Raw genomic sequence first — 24,738 nt, 5'->3', positions numbered from 1 at the left:
TCCCAGGGGTGGGTCGGGGGCAGAAGGTCAGCCCTTGCCGGAACCGATGGTCAGCCCGCTGATGAACTGGCGCTGGAGCGCGAAGTACACGAGGAGCGTGGGGATCGCGGTCAGGAGCGCACCGGCCGCGATGAGGTTGGGATTGGTGAAGTACTGGCCCTGGAGATTGGCGAGGGCGGAGGTGATCGGCCGCTTGTCGCCGGTGTCGATCAGGGCGAGCGACCAGAAGAAGTCATTGTAGATCCAGATCGATTCGAGCGTGGCGAGCGCCGCGAACGCGGGCCTGCACAGCGGAAGCACGATCTGGAAGAACTGCCGCCACACGGGCGCGCCGTCCACCAGGGACGCCTCGGTGATCTCCTTGGGAATGGTCCTCATGTAGTTGCTGAGGACGAAGGTGCAGAAACCGCACTGGTAGGCGATGTGGATCGCGATGATGCCCCAGACGGAGTCGTAGAGCAGGAACGAGTCGCTCATCCAGCCGGGAAGACCGATCTGGAGGTAGAGCCGGTACAGCGGAGTGATGAGCACCTGCGCGGGCAGCAGGTTGCCCGCGGTGAAGAACATCAGGAGCGCGATGTTCCAGCGGAAGTCGAAGCGCGAGACGAAGAAGGCGACGGCGGCCGAGAACAGCAGGGTGCCGAGCACCGCGGGGATCGTGATGAGGACGGAGTTCCAGAAGAAGTGGGGCATCCCGGACTGGCTCCAGGCGTTGGAGAAGTTCTCCAGGCTGATGCCGTGCGGCCAGGACAGATAGCCGTGCTTGCTGGTGTCCTCGTACGGCCGCAGTGACGTGTACACCGCCCACAGCAGCGGGACGAGCCACAGGAGGGCGATCCCGCCGAGGAGCAGGTGTCTGCCGGTCTGCCGTTTGGGGCGCTGCGGACCGTCGCCCGACGGCAGTGGTGCACGGCGGGTGCGCGAGCCCGCGGCCGGCGGGGTGACGGTCGCGGTCACTGGTCCTCCTTGCGGAAGGTCTGTACGAGGAAGGCGCAGATGGCGAGCAGCGAGACGACGAGGAGCACCACCGCGAGCGCGGAGCCGTAACCGATGTGGCTTGACTCGCCGATGATGTTGTCCGTGATCAGGAGAGAGAGGAGCTCCATGCCGGGTTTGCTGCCGGTGCCGCCCCCGAGGACGTACACGATGTCGAAGGCCCGCAGGGACTCCATGATGGTCACCACGAGGATGACGATGTTGACCGGCTTGAGTGCGGGAAAGACCACCCGCAGGAACGTCTGGCGTCCGTTGGCGCCGTCGAGCGCGGCGGCTTCCTTCAGAGCGGGGTCGAAGCCCTTGAGTCCGGCCAGGTAGAGGATCATGATGTAGCCGGTGTGCCGCCAGGCCGACGCGACGAGCACGGCCCAGAGGTTGAGGTCGGGGTCACCGAGCCAGTCGATGGGCTGACCGGAGCCCGCGCCGCTCAGGATGCCGTTGAGCAGTCCGTTGTCGGGGTTGTAGATGATCTCCCAGATGAAGCCGACGACGGCCAGCGAGAGCACCATCGGCAGGAAGATCGCGGTCTGGTAGACCCGCGTGAAGCGGATCTTCCGGTCGAGCTGGTAGGCGAGGAAGACGCCGAACGGTGTGGGCAGCAGCGCCGTGAACAGCAGCCAGACGACGTTGTGTTGGACGGCCGGCCAGAACGGCGGGTAGTTGGTGAAGATCTCCCGGTAGTTGTCGAACCCGGTCCAGCGGATGTCGGAGAGCGCGATGCCGTCCCAGCTGGTGAAGGACAGGCCCACGGAGGCGAGCGCCGGGAGCCAGACGAAGACCAGCAGGGCGAGCAGCGGGATACCGACGATCACGGTGAGGAAGACGCGGTCACCGGGCCCGAGCCGCCGGGGCCGGGCACGCTTGGACGGGGGCGCCTTGGACGCCGGGGGCGCGGAGCGCACGGAGGACATGGTGAACCTTCCCGGACCTGATCAGGCCGTATCAGGACGTGGCGGGCCCGCGTCAGGCCGTGAAGAAGCGCGAACGCTGGGACTCGATCTTCTTCAGCAGGGCCGCACCGTCGTCCGGGTGGCCGAGCCATTCGGTGAATCCGGGCAGTACGACGGTCGAGATGAAGCCCGGGTCGCTGTCGCGGTCGCCGAACTGGGTGATGTGCTTGGCCGATGCGATGAGGTCGGCGGACTTCTTCTGCAGGGCGTTGTACTTGCCGGTGGCCGCACGCGAGTTGACGGCTACGTTGCTCGGGTCGACGCCCATGTAGAGGTTCTCGGCGACGGCGCTGCCGAGGTATTCGAGCAGCTTGGTGGCGCCCTTCTGGTTCTTCGGCTCGCGGCTGAGCATGAAGCCGTCGGTGGGGGCCTCGACGGTCTCCTGGCCGTGGGACGGGTCGACCTCCGGGAAGGCGAAGAAGTCGATGTCGGCGCGCAGCTTCTCGTCGGTTATCTGCTGGCCGAGGAAGAGTCCGATGACCGCCATGCCCGACTTCTTGTCGAGCAGCGACTGGGCGGCGTCCTGCCAGGAACGGCCGCCCGCGCCCTGCTGGTAGAAGCCGCTCAGCTCACGCCACAGATCGAGCGTCTTGGTGGTGCGGCGGTCGGTCCAGGCGACCTCGCCCCGCATCAGATCCATGTGGAAGTCGTAGCCGTTGGCGCGCAGGTTCAGATAGTCGAAGGCTCCGAGAATGGACCAGCTGTCTCCGCCGCCGTAGCCGGACGCGATCGGCGAGAGCCCGTCCTTCCTCATCCGCTTGGCGAGTGCGGTGAACTCGCTCCAGGTGCGCGGTACTTCGTACCCCTTTTCCTTGAACACGCTTCGGCGGTAGAAGACGGCCCACGGGTAGTTGTACAGCGGAACGAAGTAGTAGTTGCCGTCCTCGCCCTTGGACAGCTGCTTGGCGGCGTCGCTGAATCCGGAGCCTATTTTCTCCCATACGTCGTCGATGGGACGGGCCAGCTTCTTCTTGGCGAAGTACTGCATGCGATAGCCCGCGAACCAGGTGAAGACGTCGTCCGGCGTGCCCTGGAGGTAGGTGGAGATGCTCTTCTGGAACGTGTCGTGGTCGACGGTGTTCGTCTTGACCTTGAGGCCGCTGTCCTCGGTGAAGGCGCCGGTGACGGCGGTGTAGGCCTTCTTGGGTGTGGCGTCGGCCCCGTTGGATCCGAAGGTCACCGTCTTGGGGTCGGCGGCCGGTCCGCCGCCGCAGGCGGTCAGGAGCGGCGCGGCGAGGGCGGCGGCACCGGCCCCGAGGGACCCGCGGACCACGGTGCGGCGGCTCGGCTCGTGGGCGGGAAGAGGGCTGCCGCTCGGCTCACGAGCGGGGAAGGGTCTGCGGCTCTGCTGCGTCATCGCGGCTACTCCTCATGCGTGTCTATGCCGATGAAGGACTGGATCGCGGTGGCCGCGGCCCCGCGCGCCCACTCCTCGAAGGGCAGCGGACGTGTCATCACGTCGCACTGCGCGGCGGTACCGAAGGCGGAGGCGGTGAACGCGTCCCGGATCTGCTCGGCGAACAGGTCGTACGCCGCGAGACCTTCGCCGGAGATGATCACTCGCTGTGGTCCGAGGACGTTGACGACGGCCCCGATGGCACGGCCGATCGCCTCCCCGGCCCGTGCGTAGGCCTCCCGGGCGCCGGGGTCGCCCCGGTGCGCCAGCTCCAGGGCCGCGGCGGAGTCGGTGACCGGGGCGCCGGTCACCTCGCGGACGCGGCGGGTGATGGCGGCGTCACCGGCGATCGCCTCGACACAGCCGGTGTTGCCGCAGTGGCACGCCGGGCCCAGCGGGTCGATCGACAGATGGCCGATCTCACCGGCGACGCCGTGTGCGCCGGAGACCACCTTGCCGTGCACCACGAGCCCGCAGCCGATCCCCGCGCCGACGGTCACCAGGGCGAAGTCGGAGATCCCCGCCCCGGCACCGAACCACTGCTCGGCGACGGTCAGCGCGCGGACGTCGTTGTCGACGGTGACGGGCAGCCCGGTGACGGTGGAGGCCAGCTCGGCGAGCGGCACGTCCCGCCAGTCCAGGAAGGGCGAGTAGCGCACCACCCCGGCGGCGCGGTCCACGTCACCGGAGACGGCGATCCCGAGCCCGCGCACCTCCACGCCGAACCCCTCGGCCTCCGTGAGGAGTTCCTGCGTGAGACCGGAGATCGAGGCGAGGACGGCGCCGGGGTCGCGGTCGGCGACCGGGAGGTGGCGGGCGACGCGGATGCGGCAGCACAGGTCGGTCAGGACCGCGATGATCTCGTCGCCGGTCACCTTGACCCCGATGAACAGGGCACGGCCGCCGTCGACCCGCACGAGGGTGGCGGGCCGCCCGAGGGAGGGCCGCGCCTCCTCGTCCGCTCCCTCGACGAGATAGCCGGCCGCCATCAACGGCCTCACCGCTTTGGTGACCGCCGCCGAGGAGAGCGCGGTCCGCCGGGAGATCTCGATCCGAGTGAGCGGGCCGTGGGATAGAACAGTGGTGAAGACCAGGGAAGCGGCCGGAGTGGGTGCCGGAACCACATCGATCCGAGGGGTCGTCGATCGCATGGCCGAAACGTAGGGGGTGTTCTTTTCCTCTGTCAATGAAAGAAGCAAACACCTTTCAAGAGCCCCCTGCAGAGGGCTTCCATCTTTCAAACAGGTGCACACATCAGGGTGTTGACAGCCGATCGAAGGCGGTGTTGGCTGCCGCATGTTCTCAAGGCGCTACCTGAACGTGAGGATCCATGCCTGTGATCTCCTTCGCCCCTGAGACCGGGGTCTGGCTGCTCTGCACTCCACGTACGTCGTACGCGCTCCGGATCGACGAGACCGGAGCGCCCTGCCATCTCGCGTGGGGACCACGGCTGACCCTGGCTCAGGCGCAGGAGCTCGCCACTCCCCCGGCCCCGCAGCCCAGCAGTTTCGAGGGGCGGCCCCCGGTCGGCGAGGAACTGCCCGTCGACGGCGGGGCACGGTACGGAACCCCCTCACTGCAGGTGCGCTTCGCCGACGGCACCCGGGCCATCGAATGGGAGGCCTCAGGCCACCGCGTCCATGAGCCGACGCCGGGGCCCTCTCCGGGCTCCACCGAACTGACCCTGGAGTTCCGCGACCGCCACTACCCCCTGGAGATCGCCCTCCACTACCGCGTACACGACGACAGCGACGTCATCGAACGCTGGTCCGTGCTGCGCAACACGGGCGACGAGCCCGTGACACTCCTTCGTGCCGACTCCGCCGCGTGGACGCTTCCGGCCAGGGACGACTACCGGCTCAGCCATGTCACGGGCCAGTGGTCCGCCGAGACCCAACTGCGTCGGGACCGTGTGCCGTTCGGCGAGACGGTCTTCACCAGCCGCAGGGGCAACACCAGCCATCACGCGAACCCCTGGGTGATGCTCGACGCGGGTGACGCGACCGAGGAGCACGGCCAGGTGTGGAGCGCGGCCCTGGCCTGGAGCGGCAACTGGCGCGTCACCGTGCAGCGCACCCCCGACGGCCGGGCGGGATTCACCGGCGGCGCAGGCCGCGACGGCATGACCCAACCCCTCGCGCCCGGAGCGGAGTTCACCACCCCACGACACGCCGGTCTCTACGCGGACGGCGGATTCGGTGCGACGAGCCGCGCCTGGCACGCGTACGTCCTCGCCCATGTGCTGCCCCACCCCGACGAGATACGACCGGTGCTCTACAACTCGTGGGAAGCCACCGGGTTCGATGTCGACGAGGCCGGCCAGATGGCGCTTGCGGCCCGGGCGGCGGCGCTCGGCGCCGAGCTCTACGTCATGGACGACGGCTGGTTCGGCGCGCGCCGCAGCGAAAACGCGGGGCTCGGCGACTGGACGCCGTCCCCGGACCGCTTCCCCGAGGGGCTCACGCCACTGGTGAGCGAGGTGCACCGGCTCGGAATGCGTTTCGGCCTGTGGGTGGAGCCCGAGATGGTCAACCCGGACAGCGATCTCTACCGTCGGCACCCGGACTGGGTACTGCACTTCCCGCACCGCGACCGCACGGAGCTGCGCAACCAACTGGTGCTCAACTTCGCCCGCCGCGACGTCGCGGACTGGGCGTACGACTGGCTGACCCGCCTGGTGGGCGACCACGGCATCGACTTCCTCAAGTGGGACATGAACCGCGCGCTCAGCGAAGCGGGCTGGCCGGATCAGGAGGATGGCGCCGACCGCGTGGGGGCGGCGTACGTGCACCACCTCTACGACGTCATCGACCGGCTTCGCGCCGACCATCCCGGCCTGCGGATCGAGGCGTGCAGCGGGGGCGGCGGCCGGGTGGACCTCGGCATGCTCTCCCGCACCGACCAGGCATGGGCGTCGGACAACACCGACGCGGCGGACCGTGTCCTCATCCAGCACGGCTACGGCCAGCTCTATCCGTCCCGGACCATGGCGGCATGGGTGACCGACGTCCCCAATCAGCTCACGGCCAGATCGGTGCCACTGCGCTTCCGCTTCCATGTGGCGATGGCCGGGGTACTCGGGCTCGGCGGCGATCTCCTGCGCTGGAGCGACGAGGAACTGGCCGAAGGGGCAGCCCTGGTGGCCGAGTACAAGCGCGTGCGCCATCTCGTGCAGCACGGGACGGTACACCGGCCGCGCGGACCGGTCGACGACGGCCCCACAGCGGTGCAGTACGCGGCGGCGGACGGTAGCGAGACCCTGCTCCTGGTCTGGCAGCGAGCCCCGCGCCATGGCGCCGCGCACCCGCCACTGCGCCTCGGCGGCCTCGATCCCGCCGCCCGCTACCGTGACGCCCGCACAGGTGCGGTGCGCTCCGCGACGGTGCTCGCCTCATACGGCCTCCGGCCCGAGCTGCCGCCGGGCGACTGGGCCAGCGCCGCGGTGCATCTGATCCGGGAACCCTGACAGGGCTCAGCACACCTGATCCAAACGAGAGGCCCTAGTCGCTCGCCATGGCGCGCCGGACGCTCTCGTGGAGCAGGGCGCGGCGCTGCTCGTGCAGCTCCGCGGGCTCTTCCGCGGTAGCGGCGTAGACGTTGCTGACCGGCGACCACGCCATCGACATGGCGATGACGATGGCCATCACGTCGAACGGGTCCCCCTGGCGCACCAGGCCCGCGGCTTGCGCCTCGGCGATGGCGTGCAGCTTGCGGTCGTCGAGACGGTCGGGGTCGTCGACCAGGTGGCCCGTCGGGCGTCGCTCCAGGCGCGCCCAGGTGGCTAGGCGGATGAGGTCCGGGCGGCGGAGGTACTCGTCGTAGAGACGCACCGCCCAGTCCGCGAGGTCCGCGGCATCGATCGGCACGACGTTCACGATCCGTTCCAGCGAACCGAAGAAGATGGCGTCGAAGAGCCCTTCCTTGTTCCCGAAATAGCCGTAGAGCTGCGCCTTGTTGGTGCGCGCGGCGGCGACGATCCGTTCGACGCGCGCTCCGGCGATGCCGTGCTCGGCGAATTCCTGGGTCGCCACATCGAGGATGCGCTGGTAGGTCGCGGCACCGCGTGCGGTCAAGGGCTGGTCGGCCATACCCGTCAGGCTACCAAACAGAACAGTTGGTTTGCCTGGCGGGCCACAGTCCCCTACTCTCCAAATAGACCGAACAGTCTGTCTGAAGATCGAGGAGAGGGCCCCATGAGGACCACTGTGAGCTGGCAGGCCGACGGCCCGTCGGCGACGCTGCGGCGGACACCGCTGCAGCGGCGCGACCTGCGCCCCGACGACGTAGCGGTCCGTGTGGACTACTGCGGCGTCTGTCATACGGATCTGCACGCCGTCCAGGCTCATGACGGCGGCCAGCCTCTTGTGCCGGGGCATGAGTTCACCGGCGTGGTGACCGAGACGGGGTCCGAGGTCACGGCCTTCGCCGTCGGCGACGCGGTGGCCGTGGGCAACATCGTCGATTCGTGCGGGACGTGCGCCATGTGCCTGGCCGGGCAGGAGAACTTCTGCCATACGTTCCCGACGCTGACCTACGGCGGCGTCGACCGCCACGACGGGTCGACCACCCAGGGCGGCTACTCCCGCGAGTACGTCGTCCGATCGCGGTTCGCCCACCCCCTTCCCCCAGGCCTGGACCCGGCAGCCGCCGCTCCCCTGCTCTGCGCCGGGATCACCGTCTGGGAGCCGTTGCACGCCCTCGGTGCGGGTCCGGGCACCCGCGTCGCCGTGGCAGGCCTCGGCGGTCTCGGCCACCTCGCCGTCAAGATCGCCGTGGCGCTCGGCGCCGACACCTCGGTCATCAGCCGGTCGCCGGACAAGGCCGACGACGCGCGCCGCCTCGGCGCCCACGACCTGGTCGTCTCCACCGATCCGGAGCGGATGGCAGCCGCCCGGGATCGGTTCGACGTCGTCATCGACACCATCGCCGCCCCGCACGACCTCGGCCCTTATCTGCGCCTGGTCGCGATGGACGGGACGCTCAGCCACCTGGGACACCTCGGCCCCATCACTCTGGAGACCACCGACCTGCTCATCGGGCGGAAGAGGCTGAGCTCCGCGGGGAGCGGCGGCAGGCCCGCTACCGCCGCCATGCTGGCCTTCTGCGCCGAGCACGACATCACCGCCGACATCGAGCTGCTCCCCTCGGCCCGCGTGAACGAGGCACTCGACCGACTCCGGCGCAACGACGTGCGCTACCGCTTCGTCCTCGACATGTCCGACCTGGACTGAGGACGAGCAGCGTCGTCACCGGTGGCGTGGGGCGGCCTCGTCTCCCACCGTCCGGGCGGCGGTGAGGTCGAGGAGGTCAAGCAGGAGCATCGCGTCGTGGTCGGGTGTGCCGGGCTCGGCGAGGTACACGCCCAGGCGCTGTCCGGGGGTGCCTTCGAGCTGCATGGCCTGGACGCCGAGAGTGAGGTCGCCGACCGTGGGGTGGTGGAAGGTCTTGGTGGTGTACTTGCGGCCTGTGACGTCGTAGCGCTCCCAGAGTCCGGCGAAGTCGGGGCTCTTGAGGAGGAGTTCACCGACCAGGGAGGCCAGGTCGGGGGCGTCGGGGTCGGTACCGGCCAGGGCGCGCAGGCGGGCGACACAGCCGCGGATCTGGTTGTCCCAGTCGCCGAAGACGTCGCGGGCGGCGGGGTGGAGGAAGAGGTAGCGGGCGAGGTTGCGCTGCTTGGCGGGCCAGTCGGCGATGCCTGCGTACAGGGCGAGGCCGCCGGGGTTCCAGGCGAGCAGGTCCATGCTGCGACTGAGGACGTAGGCGGGGTTCGGGCGCAGGGTCTCAAGCAGCAGTTTGATGTGCGGGCGCACTGTCCGGCTGGGGGCCGAGGGTGGCTCGGGAGCGGTGCGTGCGGCGCGGGCCGCCAGCTCTCGCAGGTGCTGGTGTTCGTCGTCGCCCAGGCGCAGGGCGCGGGCCAGGGCGTCGACCACCTCGGGGCTCGGCCTGGTCTCCTTGCCGCGTTCGAGCCGGGCGTAGTAGTCGATGCTGACCCCGGACAGTGTGGCCAGCTCCTCCCGGCGCAGGCCCGGAGTGCGGCGGACGCCTGGGCCGGTGGTGAGCCCGAGGGAGTCGGGGCTCGTCTGGGTGCGGCGGGCGCGCAGGAAGCGTCCCAGCTCGGTGCCGCCGTGCTGCTCGGGTGCCATGAAACCAGTCTCACACCGCCGTGACCTGGACGGCGGCCGTGAGGGTGGCCCTGTCACACCACGGCTGGCCACTCAGCGGCACGACTCGGCCTTCCTGAAGATCACTCGCGGCGGCAGGCTGGATGACGCGTTCGCCCCGGCACGCCTGGGTCGGCTGGGCCCGGCCCCGGGGTTCCAGGTTGCGGGGGCGGCGCCCAGGGCCGGGAATGGACAGGGAGGCGCATCCCGTCCCACCTGCACGTTCGCGGCCCGCACAGCCCCCGCAACCCGCAGAGCCCGCAGAGCCCGCAGAGCCCGAAAGGACAGACCATGACCGCCTGGAACGGTTCCGATCTGAAGCAGATCGGCACAGCCGAAGAGCTGGACCTGCAGTCCGAGCGCGCGAACGGCACCTTGCGCGCCCCTGTGACGATGTGGGTGGTCCGCGCCGGCGACCACCTCTACGTGCGCTCGGTCAAGGGCGCGGACGGCCCCTGGTACAGAGGGGCACAGACCCGTCAGCAGGGCTGTATCGAGGCCGGCGGTGTGCGACGGGACGTGGCCTTCCATGAGGCGGAGCCCAGCGAGTACGCGAGCGTGGACGCCGCGTACCGAGACAAGTACGGGCGCTACACCGGCATCGTCGATCACGTCCTGACCGACAAGGCCCGCGCCTCCACCCTCCGCCTGGAACCCAGCTGACACCCCGCACGGACGGGGATGCGCTCACTCCGCCCGACAGTAAAACCCGCACAACCGCCCCACGCATCAAGGGAGTTCCATTCTCATGCGCGCCACCCTGCTGTACGCGGCCGACGACGTACGCGTCGAGGACGTCGCCGACCCCAAGATCCAGAACCCCACCGACGCGGTCGTACGGATCGTCCTGTCGTGCATCTGTGGCAGCGATCTGTGGCCCTACAAATCGCTGCCGCCGTCCGACCAGCCCCGCCGCATGGGGCACGAGTTCCTCGGCGTCGTCGAGGAGACGGGCTCCGAGGTACGCGGCTTCGAGCCCGGCGACGTGGTCGTGGCGCCGTTCGTCTGGGCCGACAACACCTGCGTCTACTGCCGCGAAGGGCTGCAGACCTCGTGCCTGAACGGCGGCGGGTGGGGCGTGAACGGGGTCGACGGCGGCCAGGGCCAGGCCGCCCGGGTCCCGTACGCCGACGGCACGCTGGTCAAGCTGCCCGTCGGCGAGGACTCCGAGCTGCTGCCCGACCTGCTGACCCTCTCCGACATCCTGTGCACCGGCTACCACGCCGCTCGCACCGCGGGCGTCGAAGGCGGCGACAGCGTCGCGGTGATCGGTGACGGCGCCGTGGGCCTTGCCGCCGTCATGTCCGCGAAGCTGCTCGGCGCCGAGCGGATCGTCCTCATGGGACGCCACACCCAACGCACCGATCTGGGACGGGACTTCGGCGCCACCGACGTGGTGGCCGAGCGCGGCGACGAAGGCATCGCCAAGGTCCGCGAGCTCACCGGGGGCGAGGGCGCCCACAAGGTTCTGGAGTGCGTCGGCCTCAAGGACGCCCTCGTGCAGAGCTTCGGCGTGGTGCGGGACGGCGGCACGATCAGCCGGGTCGGCGTACCGCAATCCGCTGACGTGCCCTTCGGCGTCGGCGACTTCATGCGCAACATCACTCTCACCGGCGGTGTCGCGCCCGCCCGCGCCTACATCGAGGAACTGATGCCGCACATCCTCAGCGGTGCCCTGCGCCCCGGCCGCGTCTTCGACCGGACCGTCGCTCTGGACGACATCTCCGACGGCTACCGGGCCATGAACGACCGTGAGGCCCTCAAGGTCCTGGTCCGCCCTTGAAAGACCCTGAAGGGCCTTACGCCACGTCCAAGTTCGCCGTCGAGGGCTGGATGGATTCGCTGCGCTTCGGCGTCGATCCGTACGGCATCCGCACCACCATCGTCGAGCCCGGCTTCTTCCGCACCGAGCTGCTGGTGGACGCCTCCACCAGCGGGGCGGAACTGTCCGTCGACGACTACGCCGAGCGCACCGCCGAGGCCAAGGGCAGGGAGATCACCGCTCAGGCGACGGCCTCCCGCGCCCTGGGAAGCGGCCTCACCCACGCCGACGCCGCCGACTGACACCCACCGCAGCACCGAACGAGCAAGGAAACAAGGAGCACCATGGGATTCGTCAAGCCGAAGCCCACCGGCAAGGGACCGCGGGACTGGTTCAACGGAGATGTCTGGTTCGACGTCGTCCACGCCGGAGAGGAACCCTCCCGCGTCCGCGCCAACATGGCCCGCTTCGCCCCGGGCGCCCGCACCGCCTGGCACCACCACGCCGTAGGCCAGACCCTGCACGTCGTCGCCGGTATCGCCCTGGTCGGCACGCGTGACGGCACCGTCTTCGAGGCCCACCCCGGCGAGACCGTCACCTGCCCGCCCGGCGAAGAGCACTGGCACGGCGCCACCGAGGGCCGCTTCATGCAGCACCTGGCGCTGTGGGACGGCACGGCGCCCGATGACGAGCGGCCCGAGACCACCTGGCTTGAGCACGTCACCGACGAGCAGTACGCCGCACCCCGCGCCCCCGGCCACTGACCGAACGGCCTCCTCCCTTGAAGGTCCTGAAGGAAGACAGAGACACATGACTTCGACCATGACCGCGCTGTTCGGCGGAGCTGGCCCGGCCTGGGAGCTCCGGCAGGTCCCCGTACCGCGACCCGGGCCCGGACAGGTCCTCGTACGCGCCCGCGCCGTGGCGTTGAACAATGCCGACGCCGCCATGGTCGCGGACGCCGACCCGACGAACGGCGGCACCGGCAAGGAGTACCAGGCGGGCTACGAGTTCGCCGGAGAGATCGCAGCCGTCGGCAGCGGCGTGGACACGGTCACGGTGGGCGAGCGCGTCATGGGCACCAGCCCCGCGAGCTTCGCCCAGTACGTCATCGCCGACCACCGCCATGTCGTCACCGTGCCCGATGAACTCCCGTACGAGGAGGCGTGCGCGCTGCCCACCGGTCTGCTCACCGAGCACGGGGCCCTCACGGCCGGTGGCTTCCGGCCAGGCCAGTCGGTACTGATCACCGGGGCCTCATCAAGCATCGGCCTGATCGGCATCCAGATCGCCAAGGCCCTGGACGCCGGGCAGGTCATCGCCACCACCCGCACGGCCGCCAAAGCGGACCTGCTCGTCCGCACCGGCGCGGACACCGTGGTGGCGACCGGCGAGGAGGACCTCACGAGTGCGGTGTTGCACGCGACCGGTGGTGAGGGCGCCGACGTGGTACTCGACCACGTCGGCGGAGCCGTCTTCGCCGCAGCCCTGCCTGCGACCCGCGTCGACGGATCGGTCGTCAACATCGGCCGCCTGGACACCGCAGCCACCACCATCGACCTCGATGCCCTGTCCTACCGGCACCTGCGTCTGCGCGGCGTCTCCTTCGGCTTCACCCGGGCCGCGGAACTAGGTGAGGTCATCGCCGCCGCCGGCCGACAGCTCCTGCCCGCGGTCGCCGACGGCCGTGTGCGCCCCCTCATCGACAGCAGCCACACGTTCGCCACCGCCACCGAAGCACTCGACCGCCTGCGCTCCCACCAGGCTCACGGCAAGCTCGTCCTGGTGGTCCCCTGAGGGGTTGGCCGATACACCTGTTTCCTGTGGTCCCGGCGGCGTCAGAGGTGGGTTGCCCGGCTCCCGCGGGCCACAGGCCTGCGTGCCCCACCGAGGGCCGGAGCGTACACAGGCGAGTCAACTCGACCTGGGCAGAAGCCGTCCGGGACTTCGCATGAGCCCCGTCTGACGGAACCCGCCGCACCAGGCCCGGTTGAATTTTAAGATCCGATTAACTTAGGCTTACCTAAGTGTTGTCATGGTGGGGTCCCGCGCCGCGCCGATCCGAAATGTCGCCGTGCACGAGCCGCGGAAGCGGCTGCACCTCCGGAGCCAAAGGAACTTGATGCCCTCCCAGTCCTCGCCCTCTCGCGCGCGTCGCGGAACACTCGTCGCACCAGCAGCAGTTGCCACGCTCGCGCTCGTCCTCAGCGGTTGCTCCTCCAGTGACGAAGAGAGCTCGAAAGCATCGGGGAAGGCCGGCGAGGGGTTCCCCGTAAAGATCAAGAGTGCGCTCGGAACGGCTGGGATACCCGAGCGCCCCGACCGTGTCGTCACCCTGGGCCAGGGGTCGACCGAGACCTCCATCGCCCTCGGTAAGACGCCGGTGGGGATGGAGAGTTACAAGTGGGGCAGCGATAAGACCGGTTACCTGCCGTGGGTCCACGAGGCGGTGACCAAGTCCGGTGACAAGCTGCCCAAGCAGTTCACCGGTGGGGAGGACATCGACTTCGAGGCGATCACCGAGCTGGAGCCGGACGTCATCCTCGCGCCGTGGTCCGGGATCACGAAGGACCAGTACTCGATCCTGTCGGACATCGCACCGACGGTGGCCTACCCGGATCAGGCCTGGAGCACGAACTGGGACCAGCAGATCGACATCGTCGCCAAGGCGCTCGGCCGGCCGGAGAAGGCCAAGCCGCTGGAGGAGAAGATCAAGAAGCAGCTCGCCGCTGCCGCCGCCTCGCGACCGAAGTACAAGAACGTCAGCTTCTCCTACCTCTACAACTCCGGCCCCGGCACGCTCGGCGTGTTCAAGTCGCAGGAGCAGCGGGTGCAGATGGTGCGGTCGCTCGGCCTCACCGTCGACCCGGTGGTGAAGACGTTCAAGGAGACCAAGGGCACCGACTCCGCCCTGATCGGCCTGGAGAACGCCGAGAAGCTCAAGGACAGCGATCTGGTGTTCACCTTCTACTCCGACGCGAAGAACCGCAGGGACGTCGAGAAGCAGCCGCTCTACGCGGCGATCCCCGCAGTCAAGAGCGGTGCGGTCGTGGCCGGTGACGACCCCTCGTTCGTGACCGCGTCGTCCATGATCAACCCGCTGACCGTCCCCTGGAGTATCGACCGGTACCTGCCGATGATCGACAAGGCCCTCACCAAGTCCGACCGCTGAGCGCGCGCACCATGACGACCACCGCACGGGCCGTATCGGGTGGTGCGGGGCCGGGTGCTCCCGCCCGCGCCACCCGGCCCCGCCCCGCCCGATGGGCTCTGTCCCTCTTTATCGGAATCGTCGTACTGGCCTTCGCCCTGTTCGCGAGCGTCATGTTCGGCAGCCGCGTCACCTCCTTCCGCGATGTCGTCGACGTTCTTACGGGCACCGCGGATCCGAACATCACCACCATCATCGAGAGTCGCTATCCCCGAACGGCGCTCGGCGTCCTCGCGGGGCTGTGTCTGGCGGTCGCGGGAACCCTGATGCAGGGAGTCACCCGCAATCCGCTGGCTGATCCGGGGCTGCTCGGCATCAACGCCGGCGCTTCCGCGAGCATCGTCGCGGCCACCGCCTACCTGGGAGCCTCCGGCACCGCGGCCGCCGTCTGGTGGGCGCTGCCCGGCGCACTGCTCGCGGGCCTGCTCGTCCACGTCATCAGCTCGGCCGGATCCAGCAAGAGCCTGGTGCGACTCGTGCTGGCAGGCGCTGTCCTCTCCGCGGTCCTCACCGCCTTCATCCAGGCCGTGACCCTCAGCGAACCGACCGTGTTCGACAGCTACCGCTACTGGGTGGTCGGCGCGCTGGGAGGCCGGGACTTCAGCGTGCTCCTCGCGGTGCTGCCCTTCGCCGTGGCAGGCCTTGTCCTCACGCTCGTACTGTCCCCGAGCCTCAACACGCTGGCCCTGGGCGACGATACGGCGACCTCTCTGGGCTCCCGCCCGGCTCTGGTCCGCGGCGGCGGCCTGCTGGCCGCGACCCTGCTGAGCGCCGCGGCGACCGCGGCCGTCGGCCCCGTGGCATTCGTCGGCCTTGCCGTGCCGCACGTCGTGCGCGCCCTGGTCGGCATCGACTTCCGCCTACAGGTCGTCTTCTCCTGCATCGCAGGCCCTTCGCTGCTGCTCCTGGCCGATGTCGTGGGACGCGTGGTGCTGCGCCCGCAGGAGTTGATGGTCGGTGTCGTGACCGCGTTCGTGGGGGCGCCCGCCCTGTTGGTGGCGGTACGCAAGATGAGGGGAAACACATGACGACCAAGCAGCTCCGGACACGCCCGGCACGGCCGCGCCGGGTCCTGCGTGTCGGGCAGGTCGTGGCAGTGCCGGTACGGCCGGGCTCCCTTCTCGTCGCCGCGATACTGCTCGTTCTGATCGCGGCGGCGGCAGCCGCGACGCTCTCCCTGGGCCGGATCGGCATCCCGCTCGCCGACCTGGTGCCCGCCATCACCGGCGACGGCCAGGGCACGGACACCTTTGTGATGAACCGGCTGCGCGGCCCGCGGCTCGTGGTCGCCATCGGCACCGGCGCGGCACTGGGCCTGTCGGGGGCCCTGTTCCAGTCGGTCACCCGAAACCCCCTCGGCAGCCCCGACGTGATCGGCCTCGCCTCCGGCGCCGGTGCGGGCGCGGCGGCTGTGGCACTGTTCCTGCCCGACACCGTTCCGGTCTCCCTCGGCGCCCTCCTCGGCGCGATACTCGCCATGACGCTGGTGTACGTCTCCACCGGCACCGGATTCCGCAATGCGGGCCGTCTCGTCGTCGCGGGCATCGGCACCGCCGCCATGGCCACCGCTGTCACCCAGTACGTCGTCTACGCCGTGGAACGTGACAAGGCCACCGCGCTGACCGCGTACGTCAACGGCAGCCTGGCCGCGCGTGATTGGGGGCACGCCACCACGATCTGGGTCGTCCTCCTCGTCGTGGTGCCCCTCACGCTGCTCATCGCACGGCGCCTGGACATGGCGGAGATGGGTGACGACCTCGCCGAGGGACTCGGGTCGGCGCCGAGGGCCACAAGGACCATCGCGGTCCTCCTCTCCATCGTGCTCTCGGCGGGCGCCGTCAGCGTGGCGGGACCGATCGCCTTCATCGCCCTGACCGCGCCGCAGATCGCCAAGCGCGTCACCCGGGGAACCGGCCCGCATCTGATGCTGTCCGCCCTCGTCGGCGCGCTGCTCCTGGTCCTCGCGGACCTGTGCTCCCAACAGCTGCCGCTCTTCGAGGACTTGCCCGTCGGCATCTACACCATGGCCATCGGAGGCATCTATCTCGGCTACCTCCTGGTCCACGAATGGCGGCACGGGATCCTCTGAGACGCCCGCTGTCCCTAAGCGACGAACAACAGCCCGCACCAGGGAGGAATCACCGGGGTCCGACGCGGCAACCATTACGGGCCCGGCGCCGACTACGAGGCGAGCCGCTCATCGGAAACTCCCCGAAGGAGACGTTCCCGTGAACCTTCCTCGAGCCCGTCGCTCCGCCAAGCTCGTCCCCGTCAGATCCCGCTTACGCGACTCGAAACGTGCCAGGCGTCTGGCCTCCCTCGTCGGTGCCACGGGCATCGCCGCAGCAGCCGTGCTGGCCGTCCCGGGCACGGCCGCCGCACACGGTGTGGCCATGATGCCCGGGTCGCGCACCTACCTGTGCTACAAGGATCTGCTCGCCAACTCCTCCACCCAGATGCCCACCAACCCGGCCTGCAAGGCGGCGGTGCAGGACGCGGGCACCACGCCGCTGTACAACTGGTTCGCGGTACTCGACTCCAACGCGGGCGGCCGCGGCGAAGGTTACGTCGAGGACGGCACGCTGTGCAGCGCGGGCGACCGCAGCCCCTACGACTTCTCCCCGTACAACGCCGCCCGCACCGACTGGCCCGTCACTCACCTCACCGCCGGCGCCGACATCGAGGTGAACTACAGCAACTGGGCCCACCATCCTGGCACGTTCAAGGTGTACGTCACCAAGGAAGGCTTCGACCCGCGGCAGCCCTTGGGCTGGTCGGACCTGGAGAACGTACAGACCGTGCGGAACCCGCCGCAGCAGGGCGGTCCCGGCAGCGAGGCGGGCCACTACTACTGGGACCTGCGACTGCCCGAACGTACCGGTCAGCACCTTCTGTTCGTCCAGTGGATCCGCTCCGACAGCCAGGAGAACTTCTTCTCCTGCTCGGACGTGGTCTTCGACGGAGGCAATGGCGAGGTCACCGGATTGACGGGCGGCGAACAGTCCGGTGCGGCGGTGACCGCGCTCGGCGCGGGCGAGAAGAACGCCGAGGCGGAAGCGGTACACGAAGGGCACGAGAGGCACGAGAGGCACGGAGACGACTCGTCGGCAGGGTCCCGCTCCGCTGCCGACATCACCCCGGCCACCGGGAACACCGCCGCCGACTCGCCCACGGTCTCCCCCGCCCTCGGCCTGGTCGGCACCCTCGCGGGTGCCGGCGCCGTGATCCTGGCCGGTGCGACCGTCCTGCACCTGCGCCACCGCAGGTCGGCTCCTGACTCCGACCGGTGAGCAGGCCGCGGGCGAGGTGACGTACCTGCCCTTCCCTCACCTCCCGCCCGCCGACCGCTGATCGTCGCGGCGGCGGGCGGGGCGGGGACAGCGTCGTACGACAAGAATTCGTACGGCGATACCCGCGAGGGGAGTTCGACGATTCCGCCCTCATGAATTTCCGCCCAACCACGCCTTACGGGGAATTGTCGCGCCGCGGATGAGCGGCCAAACACCGCTGGCCAGCGAGTACTTATGCCGCCCGTACCGCGAATCCCCGCTCACATCCCCTCGCGAGACGCATTACAACCAACCGCAAACCCCGGCAGTCACACGTAATTGCAAGCACCACGTACGCCTCATGGAGGTTATGCAATGCCCTCTCAACTCGACAGCCGCCGGGTATTCCGTACTGCGTCCGCGATGACACTCGCTCTCGGTACGGCGCTGGCCGCTCCGCTCTTCCTGGCGGGCTCAGCCGGTGCCGCGGTGCCGGAGGCCACCGCCGCGTTCAGCCCGAGCGATCACGGAATTCTCTACACCGCCGCCTCCGGCCAGACCAACAAAGTGACCGTCACCGCATCGATATCCGAAGGCTCCGAAGAGATCACCTACGTGATCGACGACGCCGTTCCGATCAGTGCGGGAGACGGCTGCTCCTACCCCGACGGCGCGGACCGCACCAAGGTCTCCTGCAAGGTCGCCACTCTGGAGACCCAGGACCCTTACGCCACTTTGAAGTTGGCCCTCGGTGACCGCGACGACACCGTCGCCTACGACAACGCCACCGGCCAGACGTACTACTTCGCCTCGGCGGACCTGGGCGAGGGCAAGGACACCTGGACCCGGACCGGCTCCGTCGACGGCAACTCCGTCAAGGGCGGGGCGGGCGACGACAGCCTCACGGTGGGCGTGGCCGGGGTGGCGAGCGGCGGTGACGGCAAGGACACCATCCACGCCGGCGGCGGCAGCATCGCGCAGGGCGGCGACGACAACGACACGATCTACTCGGACGGTGACGAGAGCGCCGTCGACGGCGGCGCGGGCGACGACGTGATCCAAGGCGGCGCCGGCAGGCAGAACCTGACCGGCGGCGACGGCAACGACACCATCCGCGGCGCGGCCGGCGACGACTTCATCTACGGCGGCAAGGGCAACGACATCCTGTACGGCAACAGCGGTGACGACACGATCTACGGAAACAGCGGCGACGACGAGCTGTACGGCGGCGCCGGCACGGACACCCTCTCCGGCGGTCCCGGCAGGAACGTCGTCCACCAGGACTGACGCTCCACACCGCCCGGGGCACCGCGCGATCCGCCGCGCGGTGCCCCGGGTGCCGACAGCGGTCCCCGGCTCATCGGCCTTCGGCTCAGCGGACTCGGTCGTAGACGAGAGCCAACGTGCCGTGCTCGCCCGCGGTCTGGCTGACGAGCTCCCACTTCCCGGCGGGCAGGCCGTCGTCGAAGAGGCGCGGGCCGCCGCCGAGGAAGAGCGGAAAGATCGTCAGCGCCTGCCGGTCGACCTTGTCGGCCGCAAGCAGTGCCTTGATGACACTCGCGCTGGAGAGCTGGAGAGCACGAGAATGTCGCCGCCTTCGGTCGGGCCTGAAGTGCCGTTCCAGCAGGTGGCGGTGGAGCCGTAGGGAGGTACTGCCCGTAGAGCGGTGACCAGTGCTCCTCTGGAGGGGTGCTCAGTGCTCCTCAGAGTCGGGGCGTCCGCCGAGGTGGCGTGCGAGGAAGCGGTCGGCCGCGCGGTACATGTCGATGTTGTTCTCCGGGTTCACGAAACCGTGGCCCTCGTTGTCCTTGACCATGTACTCGACCTCGACGCCTCGGGCGCGCAGCGCGTCGACGAGCTGGTCGGACTCGGCCTTGACCACGCGGACGTCGTTGGCGCCCTGGATCACCATCAGCGGAGTGCGGATCTGGTCCACCCGGCCGAGGGGCGAGCGCGCAAGGAGGTCTGCCCGCTGCTCCGGGTCGCTCGGATCACCGGCATAGAGGTACCAGTTGTTGATCAGCTGCGGCCGCACGAACTCCGGCAGGGCCCCCAGATAGGTCACGAGGTTCGAGACGCCGAAGGCGTCGATGGCGGCGGCGAAGACGTCCGGGGTGAAGGTGACTCCGACCAGGGTGGCGTAACCGCCGTAGGAACCACCGAAGATCGCGACACGCTCCCGGTCCGCGTACCCCTCGTCGACGGCCCAGTCGACGGCGTCGATGAGGTCGTCGTGCATCTTCCCCGCCAGCTCCCCGATGCCGGCCTTGAGGAACGCCTTGCCGTAACCGGTCGAGCCGCGGAAGTTGACCTGGAGCACCGCGTAGCCGCGGTTGGCGAGGAGCTGCGCGACAGGGTTGAAGCCCCAACTGTCGCGGGACCACGGGCCGCCGTGGACCAGCAGGACCAACGGGAGCCCGGTCGGTTCGGCTCCCACCGGCAGGGTCAGGTACGAGGGGAGGTCCAGGCCGTCGCGTGCGCGGATCGTGACCGGCGCCATCGGGGCGAGGACCCCGGGGTCCAGATGCGGGAAAGGCCGGAACAGCAGTCGGCTCTCGCCGGTGGAGTGGTCGTAGTAGCAGGTGACACCCGGGTCACGGTCGTGGGTGAATCTGACGACCCAGCGCTGGCCGCTGGCGTCGGACGACACCGCGGAGATCTCCCCGTCGGACAGCCTCTCCAGATTCTCCAACACCTCAGTGAAGTGCGGGTCCAGCGGGTGGATCACCTGCCGCTCGCCGAGGTAGCGCGCCCCGATCAGCTCTCCGGTGCGCCGGTCACGGATGAGCGGCGACGGCAGGGTGGGGAAGACGGTGGAACGCGTGTCGAGGTCGAACTGCGGGTGACTGTCGACCTCGGTCTCCTCGCCGGTGGCCAGGTCGAGCCGGACAAGCCGGGTCCGGTCGGAGCCCCGGTTGGAGCCGAGCCACACGCCGGAACCGTCCGGGGTGAGCTGGAACGGCGCGACGCCCATCGGGTAGCCGGAGCCGTCGAACGTGGTGACCACGCGCAGCGCGCCCGTCCCGGTCTCCCACTGTGTCAGCTCGATCTCGCCGTCAGCCGTCCAGGTCTGTGCGTACAGGTCACCGCCGGGCGTGTACAGCCAGCCGGCGACCTGGCCGGGGTTCTGAGCCAGCATCGTCAACTCACCTGTGGCGATGTCGAGTTCGCAGAGGTCGAACTCGGCGGGATTCCTGTGGTTCAGATGCAGGAGCGCCTTGCCCGACCGGGAGACGGACAGCTCGAATCCCGCGACCGTGGCCCCGGGAAAGGGAGTGAGATCGACAGCCTCGGCACCCGGGTTCGCCACGTCGACGTCACTTGCGTCAGCATTCTTCGCGTCAGTGGTCTTCGCGTCAGTGGTCTTCGCGTCGACATTCTCCAGGTCGACCCGGTAGACGTGCCAGTTCTCGTCGCCGTCGCCGTCCTGCTCATAGAGCAGCCAGCGCGGATCGTCGGTCCAGTGGAAGGTGTGCACGCTGCGGTTGCCGTCGGCGGTGACACAGCGCGCCTCCTCGTCCGATTCGACGCTCTCCACCCATACGTTCAGCCGCCCCTGCCACGGAGCCAGGTAGGCGATTCTGGTGCCGTCGGGCGATATAGATGCGCCGGCACGGACCGGCGGGCCGAAGAAGTCCTCGACGGTGAGGTGCGGGACCTCGCGCGACATACGCGGTTCAGCGGACATGCGGAAACTCCTCCTGAGTTCGCCTCGGTTCGGTTGGCCTCAGTTCGGTTCACTGCGGTTCGTTCATTTCAGTGCGGTTCGTTCGTTTCAGTGCGATCGCTCAGGCGACGGGGTCACCGACCATGCCGCCGGTCGCCGCGCGGATCGCATGGGCGTAACGCCGGGATACGGCCGCCACGTCGTTGAACTCCGTGAGATCGGCGCCGGTGAGGATGACGGCGCCGATGTGCTCGTCAAGGAGCCTCACGACCGCGGCGGCGGCCGCGGCGTGCACCCGCACATCCAGATCATCGGCAGGCAGCCTCAGACGCCCGCCGACGATCACGCACATCTCCTGTTCCGTCTGGTCACAGGCCATGAGCCATGCCGTGCGGAGCGCCGGCTCGGTGTCGGCCAGCCGAATCATCTTCATCGCCAGCATCTCGTCGGCAAGATCGACGGGCGGCTTCGCCTCACGGAGCCTGCTCAGCGCCGTGGTCAGGTGGTCCTCGATGGAGCTCTGCCGGGGCCATGTGCGCAGCACGCTCAGCAGGGTGACGACTCCCTGCATGACGATCGGCTCGGCGCAGCTCTCCTTGCTGCGGAAGTGCCGCCAGATGGTCCGCGTGGACAGGCCGACGGCCGCCGCGATCTGATCGCCGCTCGTGGCGGCCACTCCCTGCTCCCAGAACAGGCGCGACGCCTCCCGGGAAATCTCGAGCCGCAGCCGCACACGCCGCTGCTCGCTCATCCCTCCCCCACTGCCGCGCTTCTCCGTCGCCATGACGCCTCGTCGCCTTCCCTCTCGGTGTCCTCAAACGACAGCATGTCACTAAGTGACTAGCGATGCGAGTTGGCGGCCCTGCGGATTTCGATTCCGGGACAATCGCCTCATGACGCACTCTGCACAGGAGTCCCGCGACGACGGCGGCTATCTCCTCGACAATGCGCAGTCCGAGGCGGGCATCCGTTTTGACGCGCTGAGCGAGCTCTTCGACCCCACCACCTTCCGACACATCGAGGCCCTGGGAATCGCCTCGGGGTGGCGGTGCTGGGAGGTCGGGGCGGGCGGCCCCTCGGTAGTGACTTGGCTGGCCGACCGGGTCGGTCCGACCGGCCAGGTACTGGCGAGCGACATCGATACTTCCTGGGCCTCCCGGGCGGCGGGCGGGGTCATCGAGGTGCTGCACCACGACGTGGGCCGGGACGAACCGCCGGTGAGCGGCTTCGACTTCGTTCACGCCCGGTTGGTCCTTGTGCATGTGGCCGACAGGGAGCGGGCCCTGCGCGCGATGGTCGGCGCTCTGCGGCCTGGCGGGTGGCTGCTGGTGGAGGACGCCGATCCGGCGTCGCAGCCGCTGATCTGCCTGGACGAGTACGGACCCGAGCAGGCACTGGCCAACAAGTTGCGCACCGGATTCCGCTCGCTCCTCGCGGCTCGCGGTGCGGACCTGGCCTACGGGCGCAAAGTCCCCAGGCTGCTGCGGGAGGCGGGGCTGACCGATGTCACCGCGGACGCCTACTTCCCGATCACGTCCGCGGCCTGCGATGTTCTGGAGGCGGCTACGGTCCGGCAAGTGCGGGACAGGCTGATCGCGGCAGGGCTCGCGACCGACGAAGAGATCGACCGGCATCTCGCAAGCGTCACGTCGGGCCGTCTCGACCTCACCACCTCCCCGATGATCTCCGCATGGGGCCGCCGTCCGTGACGGCTGTCCGCCCGCGCCGTTACCTGCGCTATCTCCATGACACCCACGGTCTGCCGCGCGATCTGGTCCTGGCCTTGCGTCAGGGGTGACACCAGGGGGCACGACAACCCCGAACACCGCCGTCGCACACGTCCGCCCAATGCCCCATGTCGTATGACCCCGGTCCCGTGGTCGGATGCCTCTTGTCCCGTGTCCGACAGTTCGAGAGGCAGACCTTCCATGATCAGCCAGTGGCAGCTGCGGGCCGCCTTCGCCGCACGGCTCTCGGGGATGTACGGGCGTGAAGTCCCCGCCTACACCACGCTCGTGGATGTCTCGCACGAGGTGAACAAGGACACTCTGCGCGCGCGGGGCGCCGACGCCGAACGGCTCGGGTCCATCAGCCGGGTCACCGCCGAGCGGCACGGCGCCATCCGCGTGGGCACCCCGGCCGAACTGCGCCACGTCGCGCGGATCTTCGGCGCGCTCGGCATGCGTCCGGTCGGCTTCTACGACCTTCGAGAGGCGGCCGCGAGCGCGGTGCCGGTCGTGTCGACGGCCTTCCGGCCGGTGGACGCCGAGGAGTTGGCGCGCAATCCCTTCCGTGTCTTCACCTCGCTGCTCACACCCGCGGACCCGCGCTTCTTCGACGCCGCGCTGCGCTCACGCCTGGAAACGTTCCTGGCCGGGCGCGAGCTGTTCCCGCCGGAGCTGCTCGCCCTGGCCGACCGGGCCGAGGCCGAGCGCGAACTGCCCGAGGCGCACGCCGAGCGTTTCCTCCATCTCGCCGTCCACGCCTTCGAGTTGTCCGCCGAGCCAATCGACCAGGCCTGGTACGAGGAGCTGGAGAAGGTTTCCGCCGTCGCCGCGGACATCGGCGGCGTCCGCTCCACCCACATCAACCACCTCACCCCGCGCGTCCTGGACATCGACGAGCTGTACCGGCGGATGACCGACCGCGGCATCGAGATGATCGACACCATCCAGGGCCCGCCCGCCTCGAAGGGCCCCGACCTGCTGCTGCGCCAGACCTCCTTCCGCGCCCTGGCCGAGCCGCGCGCCCTGCGCCGCCCGGACGGCAGCGTCACCCGCGGCGCCCTGCGGGTGCGGTTCGGCGAGGTCGAGGCCCGCGGCATCGCCCTCACTCCCGAGGGCCGCGCGCTCTACGACCGCCTGCTCACCCTCGTCGACGACCAAGCCGCCCTGCACCCCGCAGCCGACCGCGCGGAACTGGCCCGCGCCCTGTGGGCCGCACACGTCCCCGCCACCGAGCGTGAACTGGCCGCGCGGGGGCTGGCCTACTTCACCTACCGCGCCGCACCCGGCCGTCCGCTCGACGGCACCGAACCTCCCCGCACCATCGCCGAGCTCGAGAGCCGGGGCTGGGTACGGGCCGAACCCGTCGTCTACGAGGACTTCCTGCCGCGCTCCGCCGCCGGCATCTTCCAGTCCAACCTCAGCGGCGAGGGTTCCCGGAACGCCGAGCAGGAAGGCGCCGCGTACGACAGCGACTGGCTGTCCGGCGCCATCGAGCGCGAGGTCCTCGACCCGTACGCCCTGTACGAGCACCAGCAGAGCCTCTCGCTCGCTCAGGTGGGCCGCGAACTGGGCGTAGAGGTCGACGGCACACACCCCTGA

General features: G+C 69.5%; 21 protein-coding genes and 2 pseudogenes. 14 read left to right on the top strand and 9 right to left on the bottom strand.

Annotated features, from left to right (window positions below; all coding sequences use genetic code 11):
* Positions 1-27: 27 nt before the first annotated feature.
* Genes ACFVXC_RS17070 through ACFVXC_RS17055 form a run of 4 tightly spaced genes read right to left on the bottom strand, consistent with a single transcriptional unit; the run spans position 28 to position 4,493 of the window.
* Entirely contained in the window at positions 28-957 is a 930-nt protein-coding gene (locus ACFVXC_RS17070) for a carbohydrate ABC transporter permease (protein WP_389906083.1), read from the bottom strand.
* A complete protein-coding gene (locus tag ACFVXC_RS17065; RefSeq protein WP_389906081.1) occupies positions 954-1,907 on the bottom strand; it encodes a carbohydrate ABC transporter permease in 954 nt (317 codons plus the stop codon). The genes ACFVXC_RS17070 and ACFVXC_RS17065 overlap by 4 nt, the downstream gene beginning before the upstream one ends.
* A gap of 52 nt (positions 1,908-1,959) precedes the next feature.
* Complete coding sequence (locus tag ACFVXC_RS17060; protein ID WP_389906079.1) at positions 1,960-3,303, bottom strand: ABC transporter substrate-binding protein; 1,344 nt, start codon at positions 3,301-3,303, stop codon at positions 1,960-1,962.
* 5 nt (positions 3,304-3,308) lie between these two features.
* Positions 3,309-4,493: an ROK family protein gene (locus ACFVXC_RS17055; protein WP_389906078.1), complete on the bottom strand. Its 1,185-nt coding sequence runs from the start codon at positions 4,491-4,493 to the stop codon at positions 3,309-3,311.
* A gap of 179 nt (positions 4,494-4,672) precedes the next feature.
* Between ACFVXC_RS17055 and ACFVXC_RS17050 the strand changes: the two genes are divergently transcribed.
* Positions 4,673-6,808 (top strand): alpha-galactosidase, encoded by a 2,136-nt coding sequence (locus ACFVXC_RS17050; RefSeq protein ID WP_389906076.1) that lies wholly within the window; start codon positions 4,673-4,675, stop codon positions 6,806-6,808.
* Positions 6,809-6,842: 34 nt separating this feature from the next.
* Here the strand turns inward: ACFVXC_RS17050 and ACFVXC_RS17045 are convergent, their stop codons facing one another.
* Positions 6,843-7,430 carry a TetR family transcriptional regulator gene (locus ACFVXC_RS17045; protein ID WP_389906075.1) on the bottom strand — a complete coding sequence of 196 codons (588 nt, stop codon included), beginning with the start codon at positions 7,428-7,430 and terminating at the stop codon, positions 6,843-6,845.
* A 105-nt stretch (positions 7,431-7,535) separates the two neighbouring features.
* On the opposite strand from ACFVXC_RS17045, the gene ACFVXC_RS17040 reads away from it, so the two are divergent.
* Entirely contained in the window at positions 7,536-8,573 is a 1,038-nt protein-coding gene (locus ACFVXC_RS17040; protein WP_389906073.1) for an NAD(P)-dependent alcohol dehydrogenase, read from the top strand.
* A 15-nt stretch (positions 8,574-8,588) separates the two neighbouring features.
* Here ACFVXC_RS17040 and ACFVXC_RS17035 read toward each other — a convergent pair whose 3' ends face one another.
* Positions 8,589-9,485: a helix-turn-helix transcriptional regulator gene (locus tag ACFVXC_RS17035; RefSeq protein ID WP_389906072.1), complete on the bottom strand. Its 897-nt coding sequence runs from the start codon at positions 9,483-9,485 to the stop codon at positions 8,589-8,591.
* 309 nt (positions 9,486-9,794) lie between these two features.
* Between ACFVXC_RS17035 and ACFVXC_RS17030 the strand changes: the two genes are divergently transcribed.
* The 10 genes and pseudogenes from ACFVXC_RS17030 (at position 9,795) to ACFVXC_RS16985 (ending at position 19,032) form a co-directional block, all read left to right on the top strand.
* Entirely contained in the window at positions 9,795-10,166 is a 372-nt protein-coding gene (locus ACFVXC_RS17030; protein WP_389906070.1) for a DUF2255 family protein, read from the top strand.
* 85 nt (positions 10,167-10,251) lie between these two features.
* Complete coding sequence (locus tag ACFVXC_RS17025; RefSeq protein WP_389906069.1) at positions 10,252-11,286, top strand: zinc-binding dehydrogenase; 1,035 nt, start codon at positions 10,252-10,254, stop codon at positions 11,284-11,286.
* Between the two features lie 17 nt (positions 11,287-11,303).
* Positions 11,304-11,567 (top strand): annotated as a pseudogene (locus ACFVXC_RS17020) (SDR family NAD(P)-dependent oxidoreductase); the annotation flags it as partial.
* Between the two features lie 42 nt (positions 11,568-11,609).
* Entirely contained in the window at positions 11,610-12,029 is a 420-nt protein-coding gene (locus ACFVXC_RS17015; protein WP_389906067.1) for a cupin domain-containing protein, read from the top strand.
* 46 nt (positions 12,030-12,075) lie between these two features.
* Positions 12,076-13,062 (top strand): zinc-binding alcohol dehydrogenase family protein, encoded by a 987-nt coding sequence (locus ACFVXC_RS17010; RefSeq protein ID WP_389906066.1) that lies wholly within the window; start codon positions 12,076-12,078, stop codon positions 13,060-13,062.
* 325 nt (positions 13,063-13,387) lie between these two features.
* Entirely contained in the window at positions 13,388-14,437 is a 1,050-nt protein-coding gene (locus tag ACFVXC_RS17005) for an iron-siderophore ABC transporter substrate-binding protein (RefSeq protein ID WP_389906064.1), read from the top strand.
* Positions 14,438-14,448: 11 nt separating this feature from the next.
* A complete protein-coding gene (locus ACFVXC_RS17000; RefSeq protein WP_389906062.1) occupies positions 14,449-15,504 on the top strand; it encodes a FecCD family ABC transporter permease in 1,056 nt (351 codons plus the stop codon).
* A complete protein-coding gene (locus ACFVXC_RS16995) occupies positions 15,501-16,565 on the top strand; it encodes a FecCD family ABC transporter permease (RefSeq protein WP_389906060.1) in 1,065 nt (354 codons plus the stop codon). Before ACFVXC_RS17000 ends, ACFVXC_RS16995 begins: the two co-directional genes overlap by 4 nt.
* 139 nt (positions 16,566-16,704) lie before the next feature.
* A complete protein-coding gene (locus ACFVXC_RS16990; RefSeq protein WP_389906058.1) occupies positions 16,705-17,766 on the top strand; it encodes a lytic polysaccharide monooxygenase in 1,062 nt (353 codons plus the stop codon).
* Positions 17,767-18,168: 402 nt separating this feature from the next.
* Positions 18,169-19,032, top strand: coding sequence for a calcium-binding protein (locus ACFVXC_RS16985; RefSeq protein ID WP_389906056.1), 864 nt, complete (start codon positions 18,169-18,171; stop codon positions 19,030-19,032).
* Between the two features lie 85 nt (positions 19,033-19,117).
* Here ACFVXC_RS16985 and ACFVXC_RS16980 read toward each other — a convergent pair.
* The 3 genes and pseudogenes from ACFVXC_RS16980 to ACFVXC_RS16970 form a co-directional block, all read right to left on the bottom strand.
* Positions 19,118-19,347, bottom strand: a pseudogene (locus ACFVXC_RS16980) (dihydrofolate reductase family protein); the annotation flags it as partial.
* 91 nt (positions 19,348-19,438) lie between these two features.
* Positions 19,439-21,433, bottom strand: coding sequence for a S9 family peptidase (locus ACFVXC_RS16975; protein ID WP_389906054.1), 1,995 nt, complete (start codon positions 21,431-21,433; stop codon positions 19,439-19,441).
* Between the two features lie 100 nt (positions 21,434-21,533).
* Positions 21,534-22,196 carry a TetR/AcrR family transcriptional regulator gene (locus tag ACFVXC_RS16970; protein WP_389906052.1) on the bottom strand — a complete coding sequence of 221 codons (663 nt, stop codon included), beginning with the start codon at positions 22,194-22,196 and terminating at the stop codon, positions 21,534-21,536.
* Between the two features lie 109 nt (positions 22,197-22,305).
* Here ACFVXC_RS16970 and ACFVXC_RS16965 point away from each other — a divergent pair, with 109 nt between their 5' ends.
* Both ACFVXC_RS16965 and ACFVXC_RS16960 read left to right on the top strand, forming a co-directional pair.
* A complete protein-coding gene (locus tag ACFVXC_RS16965) occupies positions 22,306-23,121 on the top strand; it encodes a methyltransferase domain-containing protein (protein ID WP_389906051.1) in 816 nt (271 codons plus the stop codon).
* Positions 23,122-23,340: 219 nt separating this feature from the next.
* On the top strand, positions 23,341-24,738 hold the full coding sequence (locus ACFVXC_RS16960; protein ID WP_389906049.1) for a 2-oxoadipate dioxygenase/decarboxylase family protein: 1,398 nt from the start codon (positions 23,341-23,343) through the stop codon (positions 24,736-24,738).

It is taken from the genome of Streptomyces sp. NPDC058257 (genome assembly GCF_042881845.1).
Lineage (GTDB): Bacteria > Actinomycetota > Actinomycetes > Streptomycetales > Streptomycetaceae > Streptomyces.
This window is presented reverse-complemented; position numbering and strand designations above follow the sequence as displayed.